At 56.0% G+C, this 21,090-nt stretch carries 23 protein-coding genes; 7 read left to right on the top strand and 16 right to left on the bottom strand.

Translation table 11 applies throughout. From position 1 onward, the window contains the following. Positions 1-79: 79 nt before the first annotated feature. From rplI to rpsF, 4 genes are read right to left on the bottom strand one after another with little or no spacing between them, the layout of a single operon-like run. Positions 80-529, bottom strand: a complete 450-nt coding sequence (gene rplI / locus USG84_RS08415) for a 50S ribosomal protein L9 (RefSeq protein WP_006810372.1) — start codon at positions 527-529, stop codon at positions 80-82. A 41-nt stretch (positions 530-570) separates the two neighbouring features. After that, positions 571-798 (bottom strand): 30S ribosomal protein S18, encoded by a 228-nt coding sequence (gene rpsR, locus USG84_RS08410; RefSeq protein ID WP_000135199.1) that lies wholly within the window; start codon positions 796-798, stop codon positions 571-573. A 4-nt stretch (positions 799-802) separates the two neighbouring features. Further along, the gene (gene priB / locus USG84_RS08405; protein ID WP_008502895.1) at positions 803-1,117 is read right to left on the bottom strand and encodes a primosomal replication protein N; all 315 of its coding nucleotides are present in this window, start codon (positions 1,115-1,117) and stop codon (positions 803-805) included. 6 nt (positions 1,118-1,123) lie between these two features. Continuing rightward, on the bottom strand, positions 1,124-1,519 hold the full coding sequence (rpsF, locus tag USG84_RS08400; protein WP_014068637.1) for a 30S ribosomal protein S6: 396 nt from the start codon (positions 1,517-1,519) through the stop codon (positions 1,124-1,126). A gap of 340 nt (positions 1,520-1,859) precedes the next feature. Between rpsF and yjfY the strand changes: the two genes are divergently transcribed. Beyond that, positions 1,860-2,135 (top strand): DUF1471 family protein YjfY, encoded by a 276-nt coding sequence (yjfY, locus tag USG84_RS08395; RefSeq protein ID WP_151412998.1) that lies wholly within the window; start codon positions 1,860-1,862, stop codon positions 2,133-2,135. Between the two features lie 138 nt (positions 2,136-2,273). Here the strand turns inward: yjfY and USG84_RS08390 are convergent, their stop codons facing one another. Genes USG84_RS08390 through ulaA form a run of 6 tightly spaced genes read right to left on the bottom strand, consistent with a single transcriptional unit; the run spans position 2,274 to position 6,681 of the window. Then, positions 2,274-2,960 carry an L-ribulose-5-phosphate 4-epimerase gene (locus tag USG84_RS08390; protein WP_253540437.1) on the bottom strand — a complete coding sequence of 229 codons (687 nt, stop codon included), beginning with the start codon at positions 2,958-2,960 and terminating at the stop codon, positions 2,274-2,276. After that, positions 2,953-3,813 (bottom strand): L-ribulose-5-phosphate 3-epimerase, encoded by an 861-nt coding sequence (locus USG84_RS08385; protein WP_151412997.1) that lies wholly within the window; start codon positions 3,811-3,813, stop codon positions 2,953-2,955. Before USG84_RS08385 ends, USG84_RS08390 begins: the two co-directional genes overlap by 8 nt. A 9-nt stretch (positions 3,814-3,822) precedes the next feature. Beyond that, on the bottom strand, positions 3,823-4,473 hold the full coding sequence (gene ulaD / locus USG84_RS08380) for a 3-keto-L-gulonate-6-phosphate decarboxylase UlaD (protein ID WP_061099467.1): 651 nt from the start codon (positions 4,471-4,473) through the stop codon (positions 3,823-3,825). Between the two features lie 12 nt (positions 4,474-4,485). Beyond that, the gene (gene ulaC, locus USG84_RS08375) at positions 4,486-4,953 is read right to left on the bottom strand and encodes a PTS ascorbate transporter subunit IIA (protein WP_061099468.1); all 468 of its coding nucleotides are present in this window, start codon (positions 4,951-4,953) and stop codon (positions 4,486-4,488) included. Positions 4,954-4,962: 9 nt separating this feature from the next. Continuing rightward, complete coding sequence (gene ulaB, locus USG84_RS08370; RefSeq protein ID WP_003856022.1) at positions 4,963-5,268, bottom strand: PTS ascorbate transporter subunit IIB; 306 nt, start codon at positions 5,266-5,268, stop codon at positions 4,963-4,965. Positions 5,269-5,280: 12 nt separating this feature from the next. Further along, entirely contained in the window at positions 5,281-6,681 is a 1,401-nt protein-coding gene (gene ulaA, locus USG84_RS08365) for a PTS ascorbate transporter subunit IIC (RefSeq protein ID WP_151412995.1), read from the bottom strand. Between the two features lie 359 nt (positions 6,682-7,040). On the opposite strand from ulaA, the gene ulaG reads away from it, so the two are divergent. Continuing rightward, positions 7,041-8,105, top strand: a complete 1,065-nt coding sequence (ulaG, locus tag USG84_RS08360; RefSeq protein ID WP_006810379.1) for an L-ascorbate 6-phosphate lactonase — start codon at positions 7,041-7,043, stop codon at positions 8,103-8,105. 110 nt (positions 8,106-8,215) lie between these two features. Beyond that, positions 8,216-8,971, top strand: a complete 756-nt coding sequence (ulaR, locus tag USG84_RS08355) for an HTH-type transcriptional regulator UlaR (RefSeq protein WP_024907324.1) — start codon at positions 8,216-8,218, stop codon at positions 8,969-8,971. On the opposite strand, the gene yjfP is transcribed toward ulaR, so the two are convergent. Next, complete coding sequence (yjfP, locus tag USG84_RS08350) at positions 8,968-9,690, bottom strand: esterase (protein ID WP_151412994.1); 723 nt, start codon at positions 9,688-9,690, stop codon at positions 8,968-8,970. The genes ulaR and yjfP overlap by 4 nt on opposite strands. A 137-nt stretch (positions 9,691-9,827) precedes the next feature. On the opposite strand from yjfP, the gene bsmA reads away from it, so the two are divergent. The 3 genes from bsmA (at position 9,828) to USG84_RS08335 (ending at position 12,684) form a co-directional block, all read left to right on the top strand. Continuing rightward, entirely contained in the window at positions 9,828-10,157 is a 330-nt protein-coding gene (bsmA, locus tag USG84_RS08345) for a biofilm peroxide resistance protein BsmA (protein WP_028015263.1), read from the top strand. A 136-nt stretch (positions 10,158-10,293) separates the two neighbouring features. After that, positions 10,294-10,581, top strand: coding sequence for a DUF1471 family protease activator YjfN (gene yjfN / locus USG84_RS08340; RefSeq protein WP_032644956.1), 288 nt, complete (start codon positions 10,294-10,296; stop codon positions 10,579-10,581). A 171-nt stretch (positions 10,582-10,752) separates the two neighbouring features. After that, positions 10,753-12,684: a methyl-accepting chemotaxis protein gene (locus tag USG84_RS08335; RefSeq protein WP_253540435.1), complete on the top strand. Its 1,932-nt coding sequence runs from the start codon at positions 10,753-10,755 to the stop codon at positions 12,682-12,684. On the opposite strand, the gene USG84_RS08330 is transcribed toward USG84_RS08335, so the two are convergent. Beyond that, positions 12,681-14,303, bottom strand: a complete 1,623-nt coding sequence (locus USG84_RS08330; RefSeq protein WP_048998725.1) for an isovaleryl-CoA dehydrogenase — start codon at positions 14,301-14,303, stop codon at positions 12,681-12,683. The genes USG84_RS08335 and USG84_RS08330 overlap by 4 nt on opposite strands. 194 nt (positions 14,304-14,497) lie before the next feature. Between USG84_RS08330 and USG84_RS08325 the strand changes: the two genes are divergently transcribed. Further along, positions 14,498-15,772: an MFS transporter gene (locus USG84_RS08325; RefSeq protein WP_253540433.1), complete on the top strand. Its 1,275-nt coding sequence runs from the start codon at positions 14,498-14,500 to the stop codon at positions 15,770-15,772. Between the two features lie 90 nt (positions 15,773-15,862). On the opposite strand, the gene rlmB is transcribed toward USG84_RS08325, so the two are convergent. The 4 genes from rlmB to USG84_RS08305 form a co-directional block, all read right to left on the bottom strand. After that, a complete protein-coding gene (rlmB, locus tag USG84_RS08320; RefSeq protein ID WP_320738237.1) occupies positions 15,863-16,597 on the bottom strand; it encodes a 23S rRNA (guanosine(2251)-2'-O)-methyltransferase RlmB in 735 nt (244 codons plus the stop codon). 65 nt (positions 16,598-16,662) lie between these two features. Then, positions 16,663-19,104, bottom strand: coding sequence for a ribonuclease R (gene rnr / locus USG84_RS08315; RefSeq protein WP_151412993.1), 2,442 nt, complete (start codon positions 19,102-19,104; stop codon positions 16,663-16,665). 38 nt (positions 19,105-19,142) lie between these two features. Further along, entirely contained in the window at positions 19,143-19,568 is a 426-nt protein-coding gene (gene nsrR, locus USG84_RS08310) for a nitric oxide-sensing transcriptional repressor NsrR (protein WP_061099476.1), read from the bottom strand. A gap of 192 nt (positions 19,569-19,760) precedes the next feature. Further along, positions 19,761-21,059: an adenylosuccinate synthase gene (locus USG84_RS08305; RefSeq protein ID WP_024907332.1), complete on the bottom strand. Its 1,299-nt coding sequence runs from the start codon at positions 21,057-21,059 to the stop codon at positions 19,761-19,763. Positions 21,060-21,090 lie beyond the last annotated feature (31 nt).

Here is a 21,090-nt window from a genome sequence, read left to right as displayed (position 1 = left end):
GCAAAACATGACGTAGGGTCACGCTAAAAAGCAAAACGCCGGCACAAGGCCGGCGCTTCGACGCGAGCAGAGTAAAAAATTACTCAGCTACAACGTTAACAACCAGTTTAGCGAACACTTCGCTGTGAACCTGGAAGTCAACTTCGTGCTCACCAGTGGTACGCAGAACGCCGTTCGGCATGCGAACTTCGCTCTTAGCCACTTTAACGCCTGCTGCAGTAACTGCATCAGCGATATCGCGGGTACCGATGGAACCGAACAGTTTACCTTCGTCGCCAGCTTTGGAAGCGATGGTAACAGTGCCCAGTGCGTTGATTGCTTCAGCGCGAGCGTTAGCAGCCGCCAGAACGTCAGCCAGTTTGGCTTCCAGTTCAGCGCGACGTGCTTCGAAAAACTCTACGTTTTTCTTAGTAGCTGGAACAGCTTTACCCTGTGGAACCAGGAAGTTACGAGCGTAGCCCGCTTTAACGTTTACCTGATCACCCAGGCTGCCCAGGTTTGCTACTTTATCAAGCAGAATAACTTGCATTACCTTATCCTCTTAAAGTCGTATTAATGGACCGTGCCCGATTACTGATGACGATCAGTGTACGGCAGCAGGGACAGGTAGCGAGCGCGTTTGATAGCGCGAGCCAGCTGACGCTGATATTTTGCACGAGTACCGGTGATACGGCTTGGGACAATCTTACCGCTTTCGGTGATGTAGTTTTTCAGCGTTGCGATATCTTTATAGTCGATCTCTTGAACGCCTTCCGCGGTGAAACGGCAGAACTTGCGACGACGGAAATAACGTGCCATATGGCTAGTCTCCAGAATCTATCAAATCAATCTGCTCGGCATGCAGAACCATTTTGCTCAGGCCGTTCTTTGCCTTGTGGCAAGAGATGAACCCCTGAACGATTACTGCGCTACCGACCGTTAAACTGTGAGTAATGGCCTGGTTTTCGTGTCCGCTAATAATAACGGGCATTTGGCACCACGCCTGCCGGTGAAACCCGGCTTCCTCTTGCACAGAACGATGCTCAAGCACGAACTGGCAATGCGGAATTCCTGATGGACTGACCTTTCGAAGGGGAGCCCTGCATACGATGCCGGACAACGCCAGACGGTTGGTCATCAGAAATTACTCTTCAGAATCCCCAGCATCAGAATCATCTGCGGTTTCGTTTGCGAAATCATCGCGACGCTCACGGCGCTCGTCTTTCGCTTTAACCATCGGAGATGCTTCGGTAACTGCGTTTTTGGTACGCATAACCATGCTGCGGATAACGGCATCGTTGAAGCGGAAGGTAGTTTCCAGCTCATCGATCACTTCCTGCGGCGCTTCAACGTTCATCAGAACGTAGTGTGCTTTGTGCAGTTTGTTGATCGGGTAAGCCAGCTGACGGCGGCCCCAGTCTTCCAGACGGTGGATCGTACCTTCTGCACCAGTGATGGCAGCAGAGTAACGCTCGATCATACCCGGAACCTGTTCGCTCTGGTCAGGATGGACCATAAAAACGATTTCGTAATGACGCATCGAATTGCTCCTTACGGATTATTCAGCCTCCTGTCTGGGTCAGCCGAGGCCCGGGGAGGCAAGGAACGTGTTAAAGGTCGGCTGAAAAATTGACGCGTCATAATACTTGCGCGCCCCCGGAAACTCAAGCTGATTGCACAAATAATTCGCACAAAGCGTAAAGCTGGTCTAAGTGGGTGATTTAAAATTAATCGCATCAGGAAGCGTTGTTTTTTTGAACAACTGCATCAGAAATGGTCACGCATCCCCGCCGGATGAGTGATTACACTTTAATTAGAGACCCACTGAATTAAAGAAGAAGCATTCCCCTCACACAGCACGCAGTCGTGGAGCGCATATCATGAAAAAAATCGCAGTAGCCATAATGGCGGCGCTTTTGCTCAGTGCAAACGCGATGGCAGCCATCAAAATAGACGGCCAGCAGGCCAGAAACATGGATGATGTGCACAGCTTGGGCGTAATCTATATCAATCATAATTTCGCCACTGAAAGCGAAGCAGATCAGGCACTAAATGAAGAGACCGATGCCCAGGGCGCAACCTATTACCACGTGATATTAACCCGTGAGCCCGGCAGCAACGGCAACATGCACGCCAGTGCAGATATCTACCGGTAACGCTTAACGCTAGCACCAGGAAAGCCAACAACGAGAACATAGCCATAGTTGACGTTGCCCCCTGTCCGGGGGCTTTTTTTGTGAATGGCTCCGGAATACCACCGGTTACAACTGTTTTCGGTATTCCAGAGCACTTATTCACTTCTGCCCGTAGTAGGCATTCGGGCCGTGCTTGCGCATGAAATGCTTGTTCATCAGGTAATCGTCAATGCCCTGAAGCTGTGGATTAATGTCGCGGGCAATCCACGCCATTTTAGCCACCTCCTCCATCACGACAGCATTGTGTACCGCGTCGTGAGCCTCTTTACCCCAGGAGAACGGACCGTGCTGGTACACCACAATCCCCGGCGTATGCAGCGGTTCCGTTTCACCCAGCGTTTCGATAATCACCTTGCCGGTGTTGCGTTCGTACTCCCCTTCTACTTCAGCCTGCGTTAATGCCCGCGTGCAGGGAATGTCGCCGAAGAAGTAGTCCGCATGCGTCGTGCCCAGCGCCGGGACAGGCAGCCCCGCCTGTGCCCAGGCGGTGGCGTGCGTGGAGTGGGTGTGGACAACACCACCCAGCGACGGATAACGCTGGTACAGCGCCAGATGGGTCGCCGTATCTGAGGAAGGCCGCCATTTGCCCTCAACGACGTTTCCTTCGAGATCGACCACCACCATATCGTCCGCTTTCATGGAGTCATACGCCACGCCACTCGGCTTGATCACAACCAGACCTTGTTCGCGGTCGATGGCGCTCGCGTTGCCCCAGGTGAACGTTACCAGGCCATAGCGCGGCAGATCCATATTGGCCTCAAAGACCTGCTGTTTCAGCTTAAGCATGTTCAACCTCCAGCAAACCCGCCCGCGCCATCCGCTCGCGCACCCAGTCCCGCGCTTTTGCCACTTCCGCAGCCGGGTCGTCTGACGTTTCGCTCCACATCTCAATCAGGTAAGGCCCGCAATACCCTGTCTGCTTGAGCGTCTCGAAGCACCGTTCGAACTCCACCACCCCGGTGCCGAACGGCACGTTTTTAAACACGCCAGGACGGGTATCTTTAACGTGCACCGCCACGATATGCCCGATGCCCGCCTGCAGCTCCATCTGCACGTCGTTATCCCAGGCCGACAGGTTGCCGATATCCGGGTAAAGCTGGAACCAGGGGTTATTCAGATAGTGCGCATAGCCCAGCGCCTTGCTGATGGAGTTCATCAACGGGTAGTCCATGATCTCCATCGCCAGCGTGACCTGCGCGCGGCTTGCCATCTCAACGCTCTCTTTCAGGCCGTCACGGAAACGACGGCGCGTTTCGTCGTTGGCTTCCTGATAGTAAACGTCGTAACCCGCCAGCTGAATCACGCGGATGCCGACATCCTGCGCAAAACGAATGGCTTTGCGCATGATCTCCAACCCTTCAGCGCGCACGGCATCATCTTCACTTCCCAGCGGGAAACGACGATGAGCGCTCAGGCACATGGACGGGACGCGCACGCCGGTCTCGGCAATGGCGCTCACCAGCGCAAGACGCTGCTCGCGGCTCCAGTCCAGGCGAGAGAGTCGCTCGTTTGTTTCATCCACGGACATTTCGACAAAATCGAAACCCAGCTGTTTTGCCAGCCGTAACCGCTCCAGCCAGCACTCCCCCGCAGGGAGTGCCTTTTCATAGATGCCAAGCGGGACCTGTTTTGACAACATACCCGCTCCTTAGCCCCAAAGCTGAGCGATTGAGCGTTTGAACTGACGCGCCGCTTCCACCGGAGAGGCCGCGTCGCGAATGCTGCGGCCAGCGATAAAGACGTGAATCGGGATGCCCTGGAACAGCGGCAGATCTTCCAGCGCCAGGCCACCGGTGACGGTGACTTTAAAGCCCATATCCGCCAGACGCTTAATTGCGCTGATATCCGCGTCGCCCCACGCCACGCCTGCGGCCTGCGCATCACGGCTGCGGTGATACACCACCTGCTGGATGCCCGCTTCGCGCCACTCCTGCGCCTGCTCCCAGGTCCAGAAACCGGTCAGTTCAATCTGCACGTCGCCGTTAAACTCTTTTGCCACGTCCAGCGCGCCTTTGGCGGTGTTGATATCCGCACAGCAGATCACGGTGACCCAGTCGGCGTTAGCTTCAAAGCACATGCGGGAAAGGATTTTGCCTGCGTCGGCAATTTTGGCATCCGCCAGCACGATTTTGTGCGGATAGAGCGCCTTCAGGTCACGAACGGCGCGCACGCCTTCGCCCACGCACAGAATGGTGCCCACTTCGATGATATCCACCTCTTCCGCAATCAGGCGGGTGGTTTCGTAAGCGTGAGACAGCGTCTGGTTATCCAGCGCAACTTGCAACATTGGTAATGACATGTTCAATTCCTCTTAAACGGCCGCCGCAGTGGCGTTATCAATTAAATCCAGCACGTCCTGCGCGGTGCGGCAGGCGCGTAAACGATCAAAATTGGCTTCGTCATCAAACAGGTTGACGATCTGCATGATGCCCACCTCCTGATGGGTGTTGGCATCAACGGCCGCCATGGTGATGAGAATGTCGACCGGGTCGTTATCTTCGTGGTTGAACACCAGCGGCGTTTTCAGGGTCACCAGCGCAAAACCGGTTTTCTTGACGCCCTCTTCCGGGCGGCCGTGCGGCATCGCCAGGCCCGGCGCAATCACGAAATAGGGGCCGTGCTGCGCCACGCCATCCAGAATGGCCTGGTAATAGCGCGGCTCGACAACGTCCGCCTTAACCAGCAGATCCACACTCAGCTTCACCGCTTCCTGCCAGGTGCTGGCGTCGGCCTGTAAAAGGATGGAGTTATTCTCTGCCAGCGAATCACGTAGTTTCATGTGGCGTCCTTACTTCACGTCTTGTGGGAAGTGTTCTTTGATCACTTCCAGCAGTTTTGGCCCGAAATCCGCAGGCGACAGCATGTTGCGTACGCCTACCACATATTTGTTGCCCGACACGCTAATCTCACCGGCAATGTGAGTTGAAGCGATGATGATGTCCGCGCCGTTCAGTTCACTTTTGTATTCACCCACTGCGCAGCTGTTCACCGTGTGGTCGATGTTTGACTGGGTTAAAAACTGGTCCACTTTCATCTTCATGATCATGGAGCTACCTTGCCCATTGCCACACACAGCCAGGATACGTACGGTCATAATCGAAACTCCTTAGTGAGCAGAAACTTCTGCTGTTTGTTTTTCTGCATCTTCTTCTGCTCGCAGCGAACGGCCAGCGAAGAACATATAAGCCAGAGCAATCAGGATGATGACGGCCATAAAGACCAGCCCGACGGAGGCAAAGCCCTGCATCATCGGCGGGGCCAGAATTGACCAGTCCGCCATGCCCATCCAGGCGCTCATACCGGTGAGCTTGACCGCCCACACGCACCCGAAGATTTCCACCATGCCCATCACCAGGCAGATCTTGAGCGCCGCGCGCCAGCCGCCGAAGTGGTTCGCAAATACGCCGATAGTGGCGTTGGAGAAGAACATCGGGATAAAGCCAGGAATAATCAGGATTGAGGAGCCGCAGCCCACCAGGATGCCCACCGCAATCAGCTGGCCGATGGTGCCCCACATAAAGCCCCAGACGACGGCGTTTGGCGCAAAGCTATAGATAGCCGCACAGTCAATCGCTAGTACCGCACCAGGGATCAGGCGCTGGGAGATGCCGTTGAAGGCTTCCGACAGCTCGGCGACGAACATACGCACGCCCTGAGTGATGATGAAAATCGCTACCGCGAAGGAGAAACCGGTCTGCAGGATATAGACCGTCCAGTGGGTTTTACCCGCCATCGCCTGCACGACGTTAATACCGAAGGAGAGCAGAATGGCGCCAAAGAAGAGGGTCATCACAATCGCGGTTGAGACGATATTGTCGTGGAAAATATTGAGCCAGCCAGGCAGCTTAAGGTCTTCAACGCTCTCTTCTTTTTTACCCAGGTACGGCGCGACTTTATAAGCAAGCCAGGCGGCAAACTGCTGCTGGTGACCGATGGAGAAGCCGCAGCCGTCGGTTACTATCTGCGTTGGCTTGTACATCATGTTGGACGTGATACCCCAGTAGAGCGAGACCAGCACGGCGGTGCAGATAATCGTGGTCCACATCGGGTAACCGAAGATATAGAGAGAAACCGCGATCAGTCCCGCCTGCTGGAACATGATGTGCCCGGTGAGCATGATGGTGCGAATACCGGTAATGCGGCGCAGCAGAACATAGATAATGTTGAGCGCCAGCGCGAGCAGCACCGCATACCCCACCCAGCTATAGGCATCGCCCATGCGATCGATGGTCGCCATCATTGAGGCGTAGGTATCAGAGATAGCCCCGTTAATGCCATACACTTCCGACATTTTGGCGACAACTGGCTTAAACGTGCTGGTCAGAATGCCTGACCCCGCCTGCAACAGCATGAAACCGATAATGGTTTTGATGGTGCCTTTAATAATCACGCTGACGCTTTTGCGCAGCAGGATATACCCCAGGCACGTCACGATACCCAGCAACAGCGGGGCGTTGGTCATTACCTGATTAAAGAAAACGGTAAAGACGTTGTAGAGGATCTCCATAACTCTCTCCAGAAATGAGAACACGAGGGGCAATCCCTGTGCGGTTGGTGCCATCACTCTATTAATCACAAATAATCACCACAAGATTGCATTTGATTATTTGTGACGCATCACGCAATTTATTTCCACGCTGTTAGTAATGATTTTCACTACCGCACCACGAAAATAAATTAATCCTTATAATTCATCAAATTAATGTTTAATACAGGATAATCTAACAAGTAAATAGCGGAGAGTCCGTGAAGTCGCGCAGATAAAATTCCTCATTTTTACCATTGCAAAGCGCGTCAAATGGTGCCAGCATTAATCATAACAAATCACCATGTGATTACTTTTGATTAAAACCAGGAGTCAAAACGATGAGTAAAGTGAAAACCATCACCCGTGAATCATGGATTCTGAGCACATTCCCTGAGTGGGGTAGCTGGCTGAACGAAGAGATCGAGCAGGAACAGGTTGCTCCTGGCACGTTTGCTATGTGGTGGCTGGGCTGCACCGGTATCTGGCTGAAATCAGAAGGCGGCGCCAATATCTGCGTCGATTTCTGGTGCGGCACCGGCAAACAGAGTCACGGTAACCCGCTGATGAAAAAAGGCCACCAGATGCAGCGTATGGCCGGCGTGGAAAAACTGCAGCCGAACCTGCGCACCACGCCGTTTGTGCTTGATCCTTTTGCCATTCGTCAGATCGACGCCGTTCTCTCTACCCACGATCACAACGACCATATTGACGTGAACGTGGCGGCAGCGGTGATGCAAAACTGCGCGGACGACGTGCCGTTTATTGGGCCGCAAACCTGCGTAGATCTCTGGATTGGCTGGGGCGTGCCGAAAGAGCGCTGCATCGTGATGAAGCCTGGCGACGTGGTTAAAATTAAAGACATTGAAATCCACGCGCTGGATGCCTTTGACCGTACCGCGCTGATTACCCTGCCGGCCGATCAGAAAGCCGCGGGCGTACTGCCGGATGGCATGGACGAGCGCGCGGTGAACTACCTGTTCAAAACGCCGGGCGGCTCCCTGTATCACAGCGGTGATTCCCACTACTCCAACTATTACGCGAAGCACGGCAACGAACATCAGATTGACGTGGCGCTGGGCTCGTACGGCGAAAACCCGCGCGGTATTACGGACAAAATGACCAGCGCCGATATGCTGCGCATGGCGGAAGCGTTGAACACCAAAGTGGTGATCCCGTTCCACCACGATATCTGGTCAAACTTCCAGGCCGATCCGCAGGAAATCCGCGTGCTGTGGGAGATGAAAAAAGACCGCCTGAAGTACGGCTTCAAGCCCTTTATCTGGCAGGTTGGCGGCAAGTTCACCTGGCCTCTGGACAAAGACAATCTCGAGTATCACTACCCACGCGGCTTCGATGATTGCTTCACCATTGAGCCAGATCTGCCGTTCAAGTCCTTCCTCTGATTGTGAGGCCACATCGCCAGACCCTGTGTCTGGCGATTTCATATTTATTTTAGTAATTTCACGCTATTTCAAATATCATCTTTTCAAATCAATTCTTATCGGAATAGCTCATGACGGAAGCGCAACGGCATCAAATTTTACTGGAACTCCTGGCGCAAACAGGGTTTATCACCGTCGAGAAAGTGATCGAACGTTTAGGGATCTCACCAGCCACCGCGCGGCGAGACATCAACAAGCTGGATGAGAGCGGCAAGCTGAAAAAAGTCCGCAACGGCGCGGAAGCCATCAGCCAGCAGCGTCCACGCTGGTCGCCGATGAATATTCATCAGGCCCAGAATCACGATGAAAAGGTACGGATTGCCAGAGCGGCCTCGCAGCTGGTGAACCCCGGTGAGAGCGTCGTCATCAACTGCGGCTCCACGGCGTTTTTGCTGGGTCGCGAGATGTGCGGCAAGCCGGTGCAAATCATCACCAACTATTTGCCGCTGGCTAACTACCTGATCGATCAGGAACATGAGAGCGTCGTGATCATGGGCGGCCAGTACAACAAAAGCCAGTCCATCACGCTCAGCCCTCAGGACAGCGAAAACAGTCTCTACGCCGGGCACTGGATGTTTACCAGCGGCAAAGGCCTGACCGCTGACGGCCTGTATAAAACCGATATGCTGACCGCGATGGCGGAACAAAACATGCTCAACGTCGTGGGCAAGCTCGTTGTGCTGGTCGACAGCAGCAAAGTCGGTGAACGCGCAGGCATGCTGTTCAGCCGCGCAGAACAGATCGACATGGTGATCACCGGCAAAGGGGCGAACCCCGAGATCCTACAGAAGCTGGAAGATCAGGGCGTCAAAGTTCTCCGCGTTTAAAGGTGCTGGCGGAAAAACGCCACCGTGGCGTCCAGCGCCGCTGGCGTGATGCGGTGGCGGACGCCGGATTCCCACAAACAGGTCAGGTTACCGTCCAGCCCTTCATTCTTTAACGCCTGCTGCAGGCGGAAGGTTCCATCGGGCGGGACCACATCGTCCGCATCACCGTGCCACAGCAGCAGCGGGCGATCGGCCAGGCGCGGCAATGCCCGGGTCACTTCCCACTCTGCCAGCATCGCCGTAATTCCCGTTAAATCCTGAGGGGGGAAAAGCGTCTTCGCCAGCGAGGTAAAATAGCCAGAGCCCATCAGACAGGCGACAGACCTCACCTCAGGATGATGCGTCATAATCCCCAGCGCCGTCATACCGCCCATCGACGCCCCGGCCACCGCCAGCCGATTGTCGGCCACCAGCCCTGCCTCATAGAGCGCATCGCGCAACCCGGCAAACTCGGTCAGGCTGCCGTGCAGAATGTGCCAAAACTGCCCAAGCCGCGCATGTTCATCGCCCGTGAAGCGCGCGCCGTGGTCGGGCGCATCCGGCATCACCACGCGAAAACCCGCCTGCGCCAGCGCCACCGCAAAATAACTGTAAACCAGCTTCGATGAGGTAAACCCATGATAAAAAACCACAACAGGTAGCGGTTTATCACGTTTCCCTGCCGGCACAGCGTGTAAAATTTCATGTTCACCGAGATGGCGTATTTCAATTTCAATCATTGTCGACCCTGTACGAATGAATGATTCATAATGTTGAGAACTGGATTACGGTTTGACGCTATTTTCATTCGAAAATTACGTCCCAGATAACACTTCGGGAACATACCCCCAAAACTAAATTCGCAGACAACTACACTATGGCTAACAGGAAACGAGATATGGTTATGCACAGGTTTGCTGCTTTATTGCTGGTGTTTCTGCTCAGCGGCTGTAGCGCACTGCAGGGTACACCGCAACCCGCTCCCCCGGTTGCCGATCATCCGCAGGAGATTCGTCGTAATCAGACGGAAGGATTACAGCGAATGGGCACCGTCTCCGCGCTGGTTCGCGGTTCGCCGGATGACGCAGAAGATGCAATAAAGGCACAAGCCGTCGCCGCCAAAGCAGATTATTACGTCATTATTATGATCGACGAAACCATCATAACGGGACAGTGGTATTCACAAGCCATTTTGTACCGGAAATAATGGTTTACCTTTGAACGACATTTACACTGCTTTGCGTCCATAGACATTTTCCTGTCCACAATAAACTCCATGCCAGCGACAAGGAATGGGAGTTTATTCGCGAAGGATTGCCCGGCGGATACCGGAAATATGTGAAATGGAGCTGACGATGAAACGAACTCTTGCTTTGACCTCTCTGTTGCTCTCAGCAGGCCTTGTGAGCACCACCGCGCAGTCAGCAGAATTCGCCAGTGCGGATTGCGTAACAGGTCTGAATGAAATAGGCCAAATCTCCGTCAATAACATTCCGGGGAGCCCGCAAGACGTTGAACGTATCGTGGCATTAAAGGCCGATGAACAGGGCGCGTCATGGTATCGCATCATTCAGATGCAGGAAGATAACCATATCGACCAGTGGCGGGTACAGGCCATTCTCTACGTATAAATCCTTCCTGATAAAAGCCACTTATTTTTAGTGGCTTTTCGTTTTTGCAAATTTTTTATCTATTTTAAAACCACTCTAAAACAATAAAATAACATTTTGTTACATTAATTCAGTAAACGTAATCTCCGCTCTGCCGTTGAAGAACCATACCTTTTCAATGATGAGCAATTTATGATCAATTTTTTCCGCCGTGCGGGCCTTGGAACAAAGCTGTCGCTGCTGACGGGCGTCAGCGTCGCCACGCTGTTTCTGCTTTTCACTTTCCTGCTCAGCCAAAAAGCCAGCCAGCAGCTTGAAGCCCTCGCGGTCGAAGATCTGCATAATCAGTCCACCGGTATGGTCGACATGGTACAGATGTTTAATACCAGCCTGAGCGAAGAAGTCGAAAGCTACACCAGGTTGTTTACGACATTTCTGCCCCAGCCGTTTAGCGTCGATACTCAGCAGACCCGGACTATTTACGGGCTCACGGTTCCCCTCCTGAAAGGCGGCGACGCTGAACTCCATGAAAATACAACCTTTTCTGATGACTTTCTGAATCGTACGGGAGCAATCTCCACGCTGTTTGTTCGCAGCGGTAACGACTTCATCCGCGTTGCCACTTCCCTGCGCAAAGAGAATGGCGATCGCGCCATGGGAACCGTTCTGGACGCGAGCAGCCCGGCGTTTGCCTCCGTTACTAAAGGCGAGGTGTACCGCGGCCTGGCGCTCCTGTTTGGCAAACGCTACATCACCCAGTATCAGCCCGTGAAGGATAGTGAAGGCCAGGTCATTGGGATCATCTTCGTGGGGGTGGATATCACTCACTCCTGGAACGTCATGCGCGAGAAAATCCTCAACCGCCGCCTGGGCGAGAGCGGGCACTTCTTTGTGCTGGACCGCAGCAACGGCAAAACGCGCGGTCAGTATCTGTTCCACCCCAGCGAAGAGGGAAAACAGCCGAAGTGGGATAGCGCCACCCAACAGCAATTGCTGAGCGATTCCTCAGGCACGCTGGAACGCATAAGCGACGACGGCCGCACGCTTAAAATGGCCTATACGCCGCTGCCCGGCTGGAACTGGACCATCGTCGGTGAAGTGGATAAATCAGTCCTCCTCTCGAGCGTTAACGCCATGCGCGACCGTTTCCTGCTGGCCGGCGTAGCGTTGTCTGTCCTTTTCGCGGGCCTCTTTGTAGTGCTCATTCGTCGGATGCTGACCCGTCCGCTGCGTAACGTGATTGATCTTGCCCGCCAGTATGCCGCGGGCGATTTACGCTCCAGCCTGCCCGTCACCCGTCAGGATGAGGTTGGCCAACTGGTTGAAGCCATTAACGGTATCGGCGATGGGCTACAAAAAATTGTCCTGCAGGTCCGCGAGGCCGCGGGCGAGATCCATCTGGGCACCAATGCGCTGGCCTCCGATACCGGAGACATCTCCGAACAGATCAACAAGCAGGCCAGCAGCGTTGAAGAGACCTCCGCCAGCATGGAGCAGCTGGCCGCGACCGTGCAGCAAAATGCCGCCAACATGGAGCAAACGCAGCAGCTGGTAGGTGAAACATCGCGCGCGGTTCATCAGGGTGGTGAAACGGTAACCCATGCGGTTGCCACGATGGACGACATTCGCGAAGCGTCAAAACGTATCGAAGACATCACCCGCGTGATCGAGTCCATCGCGTTCCAGACCAATATTCTGGCGCTGAATGCGGCGGTAGAAGCGGCACGCGCTGGCGAGCATGGAAAAGGGTTTGCGGTGGTCGCGCAGGAAGTTCGCGCCCTGGCAGGTCGAAGCGCCAACGCGGTGAAGGAGATTGAACAGCTGATTGGCGATACGCTGCGAAAAGTGGGCGAAGGCCACGCGCTGTCTGAACAGACGCGTCTGGCGATGGATTCCATCATCGTTCATATCGACAATATCAGCCAGCTGGTCACGGAGATTAACCACGCGTCACGCGAGCAGTCCGCTGGGATCGGCCAGGTCAATCTCGCCATGACCCACATTGGCGAAGCGTCGCATATCAATGCCGACCGTATCTCACGCAGCGAGCAAACCGCACGCACGCTGCGCGAAAAAGGATCACACCTTACCCAACTGGTGAGCCTGTTCCAGCTTAAACGCTAGCCAACCCTGCCCGTGGCGCGCAGCAGCAGATCGCTTTGCACCTGCTCATTCATGAGCGTACCGCCACGGGTATCCAGCATCATGCGGCACCACGCCTGCGCCACGGGCGGCGATGCGTGCCGCAGCATCTGGCTTCCGGCCCCCAGCAAAAAGAGCTGCTGCGCGATCTCCCTCCCCTGCGCCTCCTGCGGTTTACGCAGCTTTTGCTGAAGCTGCCGCCAGCTGCGGTCAAAGTGTCTGTCCTGCCCTTTGACCTGGGCAAACTCGTCGGCGAGCAGATCGTGGATCCCTGGCTGCTTTGCCAGCACGCGCAGCACGTCCAGGCACATGATATTGCCCGATCCTTCCCAGATGCTGTTCACCGGCATCTCGCGATACAGGCGTGGAAGTTCATTCTCCTCGCAGTACCCGACGCCGCCGAGTGCCTCCATCGCCTCCGCCACAAACGGAATGCCCGCTTTGCACACGCTGAATTTTGCAGCCGGGGTAAAAAGCCGCGCCCAGGCGGCCTCCTGCGGGTCGGTGCGGTTGTCCCACGCCCGGGCCAGGCGGAACAGCAGCGCCGTGTGCCCTTCCAGCACCAGCGCCATACGGCTCAGCACTTCACGCATTAGCGGCTGGTCGATAAGATTTTTGCCGAAGGTCTGACGCTGATGGGCGTGGTACAGCGCCACGGAGAGCGCTCGGCGCATTAGCCCGTGGCTGCCCAGCGCGCAGTCGAAGCGCGTCAACCCGCCCATCTTCAGGATTTGCCGCACGCCTTCTCCCTCTTCACCCAGCAGCCAGCCGGAGGCATCGAGGAACTCCGCCTCGCTGCTGGCGTTGGAGCGGTTGCCGAGCTTGTCTTTCAGACGTTCCAGCCGTACGGCGTTGCGCTGTCCGTCGGGTAAGAAACGCGGAACAAAGAAGCAGGACAAACCGCCTTTCGCCTGCGCCAGCACCAGATGCGCATCGCTCTGCGGCACGGAGAAAAACCACTTGTGGCCCACCAGCCGGTAGCTGCCGTCGCTGCATTTTTCCGCTCTGGTGGTGTTGCTGAGCACGTCCGAGCCGCCCTGCTTTTCCGTCATTCCCATGCCGATCAGCAGGCCGCGCTTTTGCCCACCCGGCGCGAGATGGGGATCGTAACGGTCGCTCATCAGCGGCGTTAACCATTCATGAAACGGTTTGGGCAGCGACTGCTGCAACAGCGGCGTGGCGGCAAAGGTCATGGTCACCGGGCATAACGTCCCCGCTTCTACCTGAGCATGGAGCACGAAGCGCGCGGCCCTGGCGACGAAAGACCCTTTTCGTGCCTCTTCCTCCCAAGCCAGATTATGTACCCGGTTGGCGCAGAGCCCCTGCATCAGCAGGTGCCATGCCGGATGAAAGCGGACGTCATCCAGCCGCTCTCCCGTGGGGTCGTAGCGTAATAGCTCCGGCGGATTGACGTTCGCCAGCCTGCCCAGCTCCAGCGACTCCGCAGTGCCTAACTGCTGTCCGATGCTGGCAAGAAGATCCATATCCCACTCGGCACCCTCGCGCGCAACCGCGTCGCGCAGGGCGCAGTCAGAGAGAAAGAGGTTGCTGTTAGAGAGTGGGGCTGGTTGATTAAAAACGGTATGGGTCTGCCAGTGCATGCTGTCTCCCTCCTTCAGTAGCAATGAAGGTAAGTATGGACAGACTGCATGAACGCTGCATGGGAGTGAAGTCACACGATGGCGATCCCGCTGATATCATTCGTGAAATAGCTCACAGAACATAAGAATAAACTATTTCATTACTCCGCTTATGCTGAATAATTTATTCTTAACCCGTCTTTGTGAGGATCGTTATGCAACAGGATGCGCACAAGCGAGCATTAATTGCAGGCTCAATTGGTAATTTTATCGAGTGGTATGAGTTTGCGGTCTACGGTTTTCTGGCGACCGTGATTGCGAAGAACTTCTTCCAGCTTGAGGGAGAGGCGGGGCTGACCAGTCTGATCCTCACCTGGGCCTCGTTTGCCATCGCCTTCTTCTTCCGTCCGCTGGGTGCGGTGGTATTTGGCCGCATGGGCGACAGGATTGGCCGAAAACCGACGCTGATTATTGTGCTGGTGCTGATGACGCTCGCCACCACGGCCATCGGCATCGTGCCCGTCTACGCCAGCATCGGCATTGCTGCGCCGCTGATCGTTACGCTGCTGCGCATCCTGCAGGGCCTGTTCGCGGGCGGCGAGTACGGCGGTGCGGTCTCGCTGATGACGGAGTTCGCCCCGCGCGGCAAGCGCGGCCTGTACGGCGCTTGGCAGTCCTTTACCGTGGCGCTCGGGCTTTTAGCGGGCGCGGGTATTGTCGCGCTGCTCTCTGCCCTCCTCACGCCTGAAGCCCTGCACGACTGGGGCTGGCGCATTCCGTTCTTCCTTGCCCTGCCGATGGGCGCGGTCGCGCTATGGCTGCGGGTGAGTATGGAAGAGACGCCGAGCTTTGTGCAGCAGCAGGAAAAACCGGCTGTCGCTCGGGCCAGCACCTCCGCCACGTTCAAAATCATCCTGATGGGCATTGGCCGCGTGATGGTCTGGTCCGCAGCGGGGTATACCTATCTGGTGATTATGCCAACCTATCTTCAGTCAGCTCTACACACCGGCTTTAACCAGGCGCTGCTGATCGCGGTGATTTCGAACATCGGTTTTGCGCTGACGATTATCCCGGCCGGGATCCTGAGCGACAGGATTGGCCGCCGCACGGTGATGATTATCGCCACCGCGCTGCTGCTGGCCCTCGCCCTGCCGCTGCTGAAAATTTTGCAGGCGGAGTCCGGCACGCTGGCCGTCAAAGCGATTGTGGTGTTGATTGCGGGCGGTCTGGTGGGGATGCTGGCAGGGCCAGGGCCAGCGATGCTGTCTGAAATGTTTCCGACGCGCGTACGTTATACCGGGCTGGGGCTGGCCTATTCCCTGTCGAACGCGATCTTCTCGGGCTGTGCGGGATTGATTATTACCGGGCTGATAAAAGAGACGGGCAACCTGGATATTCCGGCGTACTACGTGATGGCAACGGCGGTGGTGAGTATTTTCGCGCTGATGACGCTGAGGAAGGATGACCATTTGCGGTCGTTAGAGGAGTGAGGTTGTCACCGTCTGGTGGCCTCACCTCGGCCCTCTCCCACGGGGAGAGGGAGGAAACACAAAAGGCCGTCCTTTGGACGGCCTTACTGTTTATTCTCCGCGCTGACGCACCGCTTCAAACAGGCAGATACCCGTCGCAACGGAAACGTTCAGAGACGACACGCTGCCCGCCATCGGGATGCTAATCAGCTCGTCGCAGTGCTCGCGCGTCAGACGACGCATGCCTTCACCTTCCGCACCCATCACCAGCGCCAGGCGGCCGGTCATTTTGCTCTGGTACAGGGTATGATCCGCTTCGCCCGCGGTACCGACGATCCAGATATTCTCTTCCTGCAGCAGACGCATGTTGCGCGCCAGGTTGGTCACGCGGATCAGCGGGACGTTTTCCGCCGCGCCGCAGGCCACTTTCTTCGCCGTCGCGTTCAGTTGGGCAGAACGATCTTTCGGGACGATCACTGCGTGCACGCCCGCCGCATCCGCGCTGCGCAGGCACGCGCCGAGGTTATGCGGATCGGTTACGCCATCGAGGATCAGGAAGAACGGGTTATCCAGCGCGGCAATCAGATCCGGCAGATCGTTTTCCTGATACTGACGGCCCGGCTTCACGCGGGCAATGATCCCCTGGTGCACCGCACCTTCGCTTTTCTCATCCAGGAACTGGCGGTTCGCCAGCTGGATCACCACGCCCTGCGCTTCCAGCGCGTGGATCAGCGGCATCAGACGTTTGTCTTCACGCCCTTTCAGAATAAACACTTCCTGAAAGCGCTCCGGTGCGCGCTCGAGAAGGGCCTGCACCGCGTGGATGCCGTAAATCATTTCACTCATTGATGGTTCTCGTAATAAGTATTTCCCCTCTCCCGGTTGGGGAGAGGGTCAGGGTGAGGGGAGAATTACTCCGCCTGCTTTTTCTTGGCTGCGCGCTTCGCTTTGGTGGCGGCAGCAATTTTCTGCGTCTTCGCGGAAGGCTTTTTCGCTGAGCGAGCCTCTTTCTTCGCCGCCTTTGGCTTCTGCTTCTTCTCGCCGCGGAACGCGCTGTCCGGCTCGAAGTTTACCTTTTTGCCCGCCTGGCGACGTTTACCGCTCGCTTTGCCATTTCCGCCTTTTTTCGCCCTTTCACGCTCGGTTTTACCCACGTTACGCGGCGCGCGCTCGCTGGAGATCAGGCTGAAGTCGATTTTACGGTCGTCCATGTTCACGGCTTCAACCTTCACTTCCACGCGATCGCCCAGACGGTAGGTCTGGCCGCCAGATTCGCCAATCAGACGCTGGCCGACCTGGTCGAAGCGGTAGTAGTCGTTATCCAGGCTGGAGACGTGCACCAGGCCGTCGATAAACAGCTCGTCCAGACGAACGAAGAAACCAAAGCCGGTGACGCTGGCAATCACGCCTTTAAAGACGTTGCCCACCTGGTCCAGCATAAAGTCACACTTCAGCCAGTCCGCCACGTCGCGCGTGGCTTCATCAGCACGGCGTTCGGTCATGGAGCAGTGCTGGCCCAGCTGCAGCATCTCTTCCATCGAGTAGTGGTAACCGCCGGTTTCGGTAGTGTTCCCTTTATGGCCCTGCTCCTGCGCCAGCAGATACTTGATCGCGCGGTGCAGGGACAGGTCAGGATAGCGACGGATCGGCGAGGTAAAGTGCGCATAAGACTGCAGCGCCAGGCCGAAGTGGCCCCGGTTTTCCGGATCGTAAATCGCCTGCTTCATGGAACGCAGCAGCATCGTCTGCAGCATTTCTGCGTCAGGACGGTCGCTAATGGATTCCAGCAGTTCGGCGTAATCGCGCGGCTCAGGCTTGTTACCGCCCGGCAGCTCCAGACCGAGTTCAGCGAGCACGGAGCGGAACGCAGTAATGGCTTCCGTCGACGGCTTATCGTGAATGCGGAACAGCGCAGGCTCTTTCGCTTTCTCAACGAAACGCGCCGCCGAGATGTTCGCCAGGATCATACACTCTTCGATCAGCTTGTGCGCATCGTTACGCTGGGTCTGTTCGATACGCTCAATACGACGTTCTGCGTTGAAGATGAACTTCGCTTCTTCGCTCTCAAACGAGATCCCGCCGCGCTCTTCGCGCGCCTGATCCAGCGTTTTGTAGAGGTTATGCAGCTCTTCAATATGCTTAACCAGCGGCGCGTACTGCTCGCGAAGGTCCTGGTCGCCCTGCAGCATATGCCAGACCTTGGTATAGGTCAGACGCGCGTGCGAGCTCATTACCGCTTCGTAGAATTTGTAGCCCGTTAAGCGCCCTTTGTTGGAGATGGTCATCTCACAAACCATACAGAGACGGTCAACCTGCGGATTCAGGGAGCACAGGCCGTTGGAGAGCACTTCCGGCAGCATCGGTACAACCTGAGACGGGAAGTAGACCGACGTACCGCGGCTGCGCGCTTCGTTATCCAGCGGCGTGTGCGGACGAACGTAGTAGCTTACGTCAGCGATAGCCACCCACAGACGCCAGCCGCCGCCGCGCTTTTTCTCGCAGTAGACGGCATCATCGAAGTCGCGGGCGTCTTCACCATCAATGGTGACCAGCGGCAGGGAGCGCAGATCCACACGGCCCGCTTTAGACTCTTCCGGCACTTCTTCACGCAGGTTTTCGATCTGCTCTTCGACCGCTTTCGGCCAGACGTACGGGATCTCATGCGTGCGCAGCGCCATATCAACGGCCATCCCGGTGCCCATATTATCGCCCAGCACTTCGACGATTTTCCCAACCGCTTTGGTGCGGCGGGTCGGACGCTGGGTGAGTTCTACCACCACCACAAAGCCCATGCGCGCGCCCATCACCTCTTCAGGTGGGATCAGAATGTCGAAGCTCAGACGGCTGTCGTCCGGCACCACAAAGCCCACGCCTGCATCGGTAAAGTAGCGGCCCACAATCTGGCTGGTTTTCGGCACCAGCACGCGAACCACGCGCGCTTCGCGGCGGCCTTTACGGTCAGCGCCCAGCGGCTGCGCCAGGATCTGGTCGCCGTGGATGCACATTTTCATCTGTTCAGATGAGAGGTACAGGTCGTCTTTACGGCCTTCCACGCGCAGGAAGCCAAAGCCGTCACGGTGACCGATCACGGTGCCTTTCAGCAGGTCGAGGCGTTCTGGCAGCGCGTAGCACTGGCGGCGGGTAAAGACCAGTTGCCCGTCACGCTCCATCGCGCGCAGGCGGCGGCGAAGGGCTTCAATTTGCTCTTCACCTTCAATATTTAATTCAACGGCAAGTTCTTCACGATTGGCGGGTTTTTCGCGTTTTGTTAAGTGTTCAATGATGAACTCGCGGCTGGGGATAGGATTCGCGTATTTTTCGGCTTCGCGTTCCTGGAAAGGATCTTGTGACATGTCGGTTCCTCCGTTGTCAGCTCCGGTGGAAATTTTCTTCATTCCACCAGCAATAATTTATAAAGCGGTTGATTCTCTTCAACCAAATCGGCCAGCGTGTAGTTATCCAGTTCCTTGAGAAAACTTTGCACGGCCTTAGAAAGCGCCTGTTTCAGGCGGCAAGCGGGCGTAATGTGGCAGAACTCGCTGCTGCAGTTCACCAGAGACAAAGGCTCCAGCTCGCGTACCACATCCCCGATACGAATGCTCTGTGCCGGTTTACCAAGACGGATCCCTCCATTCTTCCCGCGGACGGCAGCAACGTATCCGGCACGGCTAAGTTGATTGATTATTTTGACCATATGATTACGGGATACACCGTATACCTCTGTCACTTCAGAGATACTGGTCATCTTCCCTTCGGGTAACGACGCCATGTAAATCAGCGCGCGTAAGCCGTAATCGGTGAAACTTGTTAACTGCACATCAACCTCAGGAAAAAGGGAAAACGCGGTTAAACCGCAGAGATATTCATTAATGATGATAAACCAGCCAGATAGTTAGGGGCTAATTTATTTGACAGACGGGGCGAAAAAGCGGAGATCCAGGAGCGGTCGCCGGTTGGCGCTACGCTTATCCGGCCTGCGGGTCTCCCCGCAGGCCAGCAGTCACGAAGATTATGCGTCGAACGGGTCGCGCAGGATCATCGTTTCAGTACGATCCGGGCCGGTAGAAATAATATCGATCGGCACTTCGGTCAGTTCTTCAATGCGCTTGATGTAATCCAGCGCCGCCTGCGGCAGGCCGCTACGCTCTTTCACACCGAAGGTGGTCTCAGACCAGCCCGGCATGGTTTCGTAGATTGGCTCAATGCCTTCCCAGTCGTCAGCGGCCAGCGGAGTGGTGGTCACTTCGCGGCCATCCGGCATGCGGTAGCCTACGCAGATTTTCACTTCTTTCAGGCCGTCCAGCACGTCCAGCTTGGTCAGGCAGAAGCCAGACAGGGAGTTGATCTGCACTGCGCGACGCACTGCAACCGCGTCCAGCCAGCCGGTACGACGACGACGACCGGTGGTCGCGCCAAACTCGTTACCCTGCTTGCACAGGAACTCGCCGGTTTCATCAAACAGCTCGGTCGGGAATGGACCCGCACCCACGCGAGTGGAGTACGCCTTGATGATACCCAGAACGTAATCCACATAACGTGGACCCAGGCCGGAGCCGGTCGCCACGCCACCTGCGGTGGTGTTCGAGGAGGTTACGTACGGATAGGTACCGTGGTCGATGTCCAGCAGCGTACCCTGCGCACCTTCGAACATGACGAAATCGCCACGCTTGCGCGCCTGGTCCAGCAGATCGGACACATCAACAACCATACCGGTCAGAATGTCTGCAATCGCCATGACGTCATCCAGCACTTTCTGGTAGTCAACAGCGTCAGCTTTGTAGAAGTTCACCAGCTGGAAGTTGTGATATTCCATCACTTCTTTCAGTTTTTCAGCGAAGGTCGCTTTGTCGAAGAGGTCACCGACGCGCAGACCGCGACGTGCAACTTTATCTTCATATGCCGGGCCGATGCCACGACCGGTGGTGCCGATCGCTTTCGCGCCACGCGCTTTTTCACGCGCCACGTCCAGCGCCACGTGATAGTCCAGGATCAGCGGGCAGGCTTCGGAGAGCAGCAGACGCTCACGAACAGGGATACCACGGTCTTCCAGACCTTTCATCTCTTTCATCAGCGCAGCAGGAGACAGCACAACGCCGTTACCGATGATGCTGGTGACGTTATCGCGAAGAATGCCTGATGGAATAAGATGGAGGACGGTTTTTTCACCGTTGATTACGAGAGTATGGCCTGCGTTGTGACCGCCCTGGTAGCGTACAACATATTTAGCCCGTTCAGTCAGAAGATCAACAATCTTCCCTTTACCTTCGTCACCCCATTGGGTGCCCAGTACGACGACGTTGTTACCCATTTTTTTCAAAATCACCGTTTGCTTAAAAATG

Origin of the sequence: Enterobacter sp. 168J2 (assembly GCF_034107265.1) — a bacterium.
GTDB lineage: Bacteria > Pseudomonadota > Gammaproteobacteria > Enterobacterales > Enterobacteriaceae > Enterobacter > Enterobacter nematophilus.
The sequence above is the reverse complement of the archived record's forward strand: the minus strand, read 5'-3'. Positions and strand labels throughout refer to the sequence as shown.